General features: G+C 44.9%; 9 protein-coding genes. All 9 read left to right on the top strand.

Annotation, left to right across the window (positions count from 1 at the left end; translation table 11 throughout):
- Nucleotides 1-337, top strand: a 337-nt coding sequence (locus tag ROJ8625_RS21650; protein ID WP_143535236.1) for an external scaffolding protein D, incomplete at its 5' end; no start/stop codon positions are given.
- Nucleotides 337-453, top strand: coding sequence for a phage DNA packaging protein J (locus ROJ8625_RS21645; protein WP_000033471.1), 117 nt, complete (start codon nt 337-339; stop codon nt 451-453). The genes ROJ8625_RS21650 and ROJ8625_RS21645, both read left to right, overlap by 1 nt.
- A gap of 36 nt (nt 454-489) precedes the next feature.
- Nucleotides 490-1,773 (top strand): major capsid protein, encoded by a 1,284-nt coding sequence (locus tag ROJ8625_RS21640; protein ID WP_000065572.1) that lies wholly within the window; start codon nt 490-492, stop codon nt 1,771-1,773.
- Between the two features lie 110 nt (nt 1,774-1,883).
- On the top strand, nt 1,884-2,411 hold the full coding sequence (locus tag ROJ8625_RS21635) for a hypothetical protein (protein WP_000487867.1): 528 nt from the start codon (nt 1,884-1,886) through the stop codon (nt 2,409-2,411).
- Between the two features lie 8 nt (nt 2,412-2,419).
- On the top strand, nt 2,420-3,406 hold the full coding sequence (locus ROJ8625_RS21630) for a Minor spike protein (RefSeq protein WP_000466547.1): 987 nt from the start codon (nt 2,420-2,422) through the stop codon (nt 3,404-3,406).
- 63 nt (nt 3,407-3,469) lie between these two features.
- Nucleotides 3,470-5,011, top strand: a complete 1,542-nt coding sequence (locus ROJ8625_RS21625) for a replication endonuclease (protein WP_000252566.1) — start codon at nt 3,470-3,472, stop codon at nt 5,009-5,011.
- Nucleotides 4,944-5,096: a hypothetical protein gene (locus tag ROJ8625_RS21620; protein ID WP_435988044.1), complete on the top strand. Its 153-nt coding sequence runs from the start codon at nt 4,944-4,946 to the stop codon at nt 5,094-5,096. Before ROJ8625_RS21625 ends, ROJ8625_RS21620 begins: the two co-directional genes overlap by 68 nt.
- Nucleotides 5,029-5,268: a phage DNA packaging protein C gene (locus ROJ8625_RS21615; RefSeq protein WP_016670801.1), complete on the top strand. Its 240-nt coding sequence runs from the start codon at nt 5,029-5,031 to the stop codon at nt 5,266-5,268. Before ROJ8625_RS21620 ends, ROJ8625_RS21615 begins: the two co-directional genes overlap by 68 nt.
- The coding region (locus tag ROJ8625_RS21610) for a scaffolding protein D (protein WP_024166976.1) at nt 5,265-5,513 on the top strand (249 nt) is incomplete at its 3' end. The genes ROJ8625_RS21615 and ROJ8625_RS21610, both read left to right, overlap by 4 nt.

Here is a 5,513-nt window from a genome sequence, read left to right as displayed (position 1 = left end):
AGTTTGGATTGCTACTGACCGCTCTCGTGCTCGTCGCTGCGTTGAGGCTTGCGTTTATGGTACGCTGGACTTTGTAGGATACCCTCGCTTTCCTGCTCCTGTTGAGTTTATTGCTGCCGTCATTGCTTATTATGTTCATCCCGTCAACATTCAAACGGCCTGTCTCATCATGGAAGGCGCTGAATTTACGGAAAACATTATTAATGGCGTCGAGCGTCCGGTTAAAGCCGCTGAATTGTTCGCGTTTACCTTGCGTGTACGCGCAGGAAACACTGACGTTCTTACTGACGCAGAAGAAAACGTGCGTCAAAAATTACGTGCAGAAGGAGTGATGTAATGTCTAAAGGTAAAAAACGTTCTGGCGCTCGCCCTGGTCGTCCGCAGCCGTTGCGAGGTACTAAAGGCAAGCGTAAAGGCGCTCGTCTTTGGTATGTAGGTGGTCAACAATTTTAATTGCAGGGGCTTCGGCCCCTTACTTGAGGATAAATTATGTCTAATATTCAAACTGGCGCCGAGCGTATGCCGCATGACCTTTCCCATCTTGGCTTCCTTGCTGGTCAGATTGGTCGTCTTATTACCATTTCAACTACTCCGGTTATCGCTGGCGACTCCTTCGAGATGGACGCCGTTGGCGCTCTCCGTCTTTCTCCATTGCGTCGTGGCCTTGCTATTGACTCTACTGTAGACATTTTTACTTTTTATGTCCCTCATCGTCACGTTTATGGTGAACAGTGGATTAAGTTCATGAAGGATGGTGTTAATGCCACTCCTCTCCCGACTGTTAACACTACTGGTTATATTGACCATGCCGCTTTTCTTGGCACGATTAACCCTGATACCAATAAAATCCCTAAGCATTTGTTTCAGGGTTATTTGAATATCTATAACAACTATTTTAAAGCGCCGTGGATGCCTGACCGTACCGAGGCTAACCCTAATGAGCTTAATCAAGATGATGCTCGTTATGGTTTCCGTTGCTGCCATCTCAAAAACATTTGGACTGCTCCGCTTCCTCCTGAGACTGAGCTTTCTCGCCAAATGACGACTTCTACCACATCTATTGACATTATGGGTCTGCAAGCTGCTTATGCTAATTTGCATACTGACCAAGAACGTGATTACTTCATGCAGCGTTACCATGATGTTATTTCTTCATTTGGAGGTAAAACCTCTTATGACGCTGACAACCGTCCTTTACTTGTCATGCGCTCTAATCTCTGGGCATCTGGCTATGATGTTGATGGAACTGACCAAACGTCGTTAGGCCAGTTTTCTGGTCGTGTTCAACAGACCTATAAACATTCTGTGCCGCGTTTCTTTGTTCCTGAGCATGGCACTATGTTTACTCTTGCGCTTGTTCGTTTTCCGCCTACTGCGACTAAAGAGATTCAGTACCTTAACGCTAAAGGTGCTTTGACTTATACCGATATTGCTGGCGACCCTGTTTTGTATGGCAACTTGCCGCCGCGTGAAATTTCTATGAAGGATGTTTTCCGTTCTGGTGATTCGTCTAAGAAGTTTAAGATTGCTGAGGGTCAGTGGTATCGTTATGCGCCTTCGTATGTTTCTCCTGCTTATCACCTTCTTGAAGGCTTCCCATTCATTCAGGAACCGCCTTCTGGTGATTTGCAAGAACGCGTACTTATTCGCCACCATGATTATGACCAGTGTTTCCAGTCCGTTCAGTTGTTGCAGTGGAATAGTCAGGTTAAATTTAATGTGACCGTTTATCGCAATCTGCCGACCACTCGCGATTCAATCATGACTTCGTGATAAAAGATTGAGTGTGAGGTTATAACGCCGAAGCGGTAAAAATTTTAATTTTTGCCGCTGAGGGGTTGACCAAGCGAAGCGCGGTAGGTTTTCTGCTTAGGAGTTTAATCATGTTTCAGACTTTTATTTCTCGCCATAATTCAAACTTTTTTTCTGATAAGCTGGTTCTCACTTCTGTTACTCCAGCTTCTTCGGCACCTGTTTTACAGACACCTAAAGCTACATCGTCAACGTTATATTTTGATAGTTTGACGGTTAATGCTGGTAATGGTGGTTTTCTTCATTGCATTCAGATGGATACATCTGTCAACGCCGCTAATCAGGTTGTTTCTGTTGGTGCTGATATTGCTTTTGATGCCGACCCTAAATTTTTTGCCTGTTTGGTTCGCTTTGAGTCTTCTTCGGTTCCGACTACCCTCCCGACTGCCTATGATGTTTATCCTTTGGATGGTCGCCATGATGGTGGTTATTATACCGTCAAGGACTGTGTGACTATTGACGTCCTTCCCCGTACGCCGGGCAATAATGTTTATGTTGGTTTCATGGTTTGGTCTAACTTTACCGCTACTAAATGCCGCGGATTGGTTTCGCTGAATCAGGTTATTAAAGAGATTATTTGTCTCCAGCCACTTAAGTGAGGTGATTTATGTTTGGTGCTATTGCTGGCGGTATTGCTTCTGCTCTTGCTGGTGGCGCCATGTCTAAATTGTTTGGAGGCGGTCAAAAAGCCGCCTCCGGTGGCATTCAAGGTGATGTGCTTGCTACCGATAACAATACTGTAGGCATGGGTGATGCTGGTATTAAATCTGCCATTCAAGGCTCTAATGTTCCTAACCCTGATGAGGCCGTCCCTAGTTTTGTTTCTGGTGCTATGGCTAAAGCTGGTAAAGGACTTCTTGAAGGTACGTTGCAGGCTGGCACTTCTGCCGTTTCTGATAAGTTGCTTGATTTGGTTGGACTTGGTGGCAAGTCTGCCGCTGATAAAGGAAAGGATACTCGTGATTATCTTGCTGCTGCATTTCCTGAGCTTAATGCTTGGGAGCGTGCTGGTGCTGATGCTTCCTCTGCTGGTATGGTTGACGCCGGATTTGAGAATCAAAAAGAGCTTACTAAAATGCAACTGGACAATCAGAAAGAGATTGCCGAGATGCAAAATGAGACTCAAAAAGAGATTGCTGGCATTCAGTCGGCGACTTCACGCCAGAATACGAAAGACCAGGTATATGCACAAAATGAGATGCTTGCTTATCAACAGAAGGAGTCTACTGCTCGCGTTGCGTCTATTATGGAAAACACCAATCTTTCCAAGCAACAGCAGGTTTCCGAGATTATGCGCCAAATGCTTACTCAAGCTCAAACGGCTGGTCAGTATTTTACCAATGACCAAATCAAAGAAATGACTCGCAAGGTTAGTGCTGAGGTTGACTTAGTTCATCAGCAAACGCAGAATCAGCGGTATGGCTCTTCTCATATTGGCGCTACTGCAAAGGATATTTCTAATGTCGTCACTGATGCTGCTTCTGGTGTGGTTGATATTTTTCATGGTATTGATAAAGCTGTTGCCGATACTTGGAACAATTTCTGGAAAGACGGTAAAGCTGATGGTATTGGCTCTAATTTGTCTAGGAAATAACCGTCAGGATTGACACCCTCCCAATTGTATGTTTTCATGCCTCCAAATCTTGGAGGCTTTTTTATGGTTCGTTCTTATTACCCTTCTGAATGTCACGCTGATTATTTTGACTTTGAGCGTATCGAGGCTCTTAAACCTGCTATTGAGGCTTGTGGCATTTCTACTCTTTCTCAATCCCCAATGCTTGGCTTCCATAAGCAGATGGATAACCGCATCAAGCTCTTGGAAGAGATTCTGTCTTTTCGTATGCAGGGCGTTGAGTTCGATAATGGTGATATGTATGTTGACGGCCATAAGGCTGCTTCTGACGTTCGTGATGAGTTTGTATCTGTTACTGAGAAGTTAATGGATGAATTGGCACAATGCTACAATGTGCTCCCCCAACTTGATATTAATAACACTATAGACCACCGCCCCGAAGGGGACGAAAAATGGTTTTTAGAGAACGAGAAGACGGTTACGCAGTTTTGCCGCAAGCTGGCTGCTGAACGCCCTCTTAAGGATATTCGCGATGAGTATAATTACCCCAAAAAGAAAGGTATTAAGGATGAGTGTTCAAGATTGCTGGAGGCCTCCACTATGAAATCGCGTAGAGGCTTTGCTATTCAGCGTTTGATGAATGCAATGCGACAGGCTCATGCTGATGGTTGGTTTATCGTTTTTGACACTCTCACGTTGGCTGACGACCGATTAGAGGCGTTTTATGATAATCCCAATGCTTTGCGTGACTATTTTCGTGATATTGGTCGTATGGTTCTTGCTGCCGAGGGTCGCAAGGCTAATGATTCACACGCCGACTGCTATCAGTATTTTTGTGTGCCTGAGTATGGTACAGCTAATGGCCGTCTTCATTTCCATGCGGTGCACTTTATGCGGACACTTCCTACAGGTAGCGTTGACCCTAATTTTGGTCGTCGGGTACGCAATCGCCGCCAGTTAAATAGCTTGCAAAATACGTGGCCTTATGGTTACAGTATGCCCATCGCAGTTCGCTACACGCAGGACGCTTTTTCACGTTCTGGTTGGTTGTGGCCTGTTGATGCTAAAGGTGAGCCGCTTAAAGCTACCAGTTATATGGCTGTTGGTTTCTATGTGGCTAAATACGTTAACAAAAAGTCAGATATGGACCTTGCTGCTAAAGGTCTAGGAGCTAAAGAATGGAACAACTCACTAAAAACCAAGCTGTCGCTACTTCCCAAGAAGCTGTTCAGAATCAGAATGAGCCGCAACTTCGGGATGAAAATGCTCACAATGACAAATCTGTCCACGGAGTGCTTAATCCAACTTACCAAGCTGGGTTACGACGCGACGCCGTTCAACCAGATATTGAAGCAGAACGCAAAAAGAGAGATGAGATTGAGGCTGGGAAAAGTTACTGTAGCCGACGTTTTGGCGGCGCAACCTGTGACGACAAATCTGCTCAAATTTATGCGCGCTTCGATAAAAATGATTGGCGTATCCAACCTGCAGAGTTTTATCGCTTCCATGACGCAGAAGTTAACACTTTCGGATATTTCTGATGAGTCGAAAAATTATCTTGATAAAGCAGGAATTACTACTGCTTGTTTACGAATTAAATCGAAGTGGACTGCTGGCGGAAAATGAGAAAATTCGACCTATCCTTGCGCAGCTCGAGAAGCTCTTACTTTGCGACCTTTCGCCATCAACTAACGATTCTGTCAAAAACTGACGCGTTGGATGAGGAGAAGTGGCTTAATATGCTTGGCACGTTCGTCAAGGACTGGTTTAGATATGAGTCACATTTTGTTCATGGTAGAGATTCTCTTGTTGACATTTTAAAAGAGCGTGGATTACTATCTGAGTCCGATGCTGTTCAACCACTAATAGGTAAGAAATCATGAGTCAAGTTACTGAACAATCCGTACGTTTCCAGACCGCTTTGGCCTCTATTAAGCTCATTCAGGCTTCTGCCGTTTTGGATTTAACCGAAGATGATTTCGATTTTCTGACGAGTAACAAAGTTTGGATTGCTACTGACCGCTCTCGTGCTCGTCGCTGCGTTGAGGCTTGCGTTTATGGTACGCTGGACTTTGTAGGATACCCTCGCTTTCCTGCTCCTGTTGAGTTTATTGCTGCCGTCATTGCT

The organism is Roseivivax jejudonensis, from assembly GCF_900172265.1.
In the GTDB taxonomy this organism is placed as follows: Bacteria; Pseudomonadota; Alphaproteobacteria; order Rhodobacterales; family Rhodobacteraceae; genus Roseivivax; species Roseivivax jejudonensis.
This window is presented reverse-complemented; position numbering and strand designations above follow the sequence as displayed.

What these genes read in the sequence shown, in the direction of transcription:
- ROJ8625_RS21645 (WP_000033471.1), top strand. Translation starts at nt 337, where the DNA reads ATGTCTAAAGGTAAAAAACGTTCTGGCGCTCGCCCTGGTCGTCCGCAG.
- ROJ8625_RS21640 (WP_000065572.1), top strand. Translation starts at nt 490, where the DNA reads ATGTCTAATATTCAAACTGGCGCCGAGCGTATGCCGCATGACCTTTCC.
- ROJ8625_RS21635 (WP_000487867.1), top strand. Translation starts at nt 1,884, where the DNA reads ATGTTTCAGACTTTTATTTCTCGCCATAATTCAAACTTTTTTTCTGAT.
- ROJ8625_RS21630 (WP_000466547.1), top strand. Translation starts at nt 2,420, where the DNA reads ATGTTTGGTGCTATTGCTGGCGGTATTGCTTCTGCTCTTGCTGGTGGC.
- ROJ8625_RS21625 (WP_000252566.1), top strand. Translation starts at nt 3,470, where the DNA reads ATGGTTCGTTCTTATTACCCTTCTGAATGTCACGCTGATTATTTTGAC.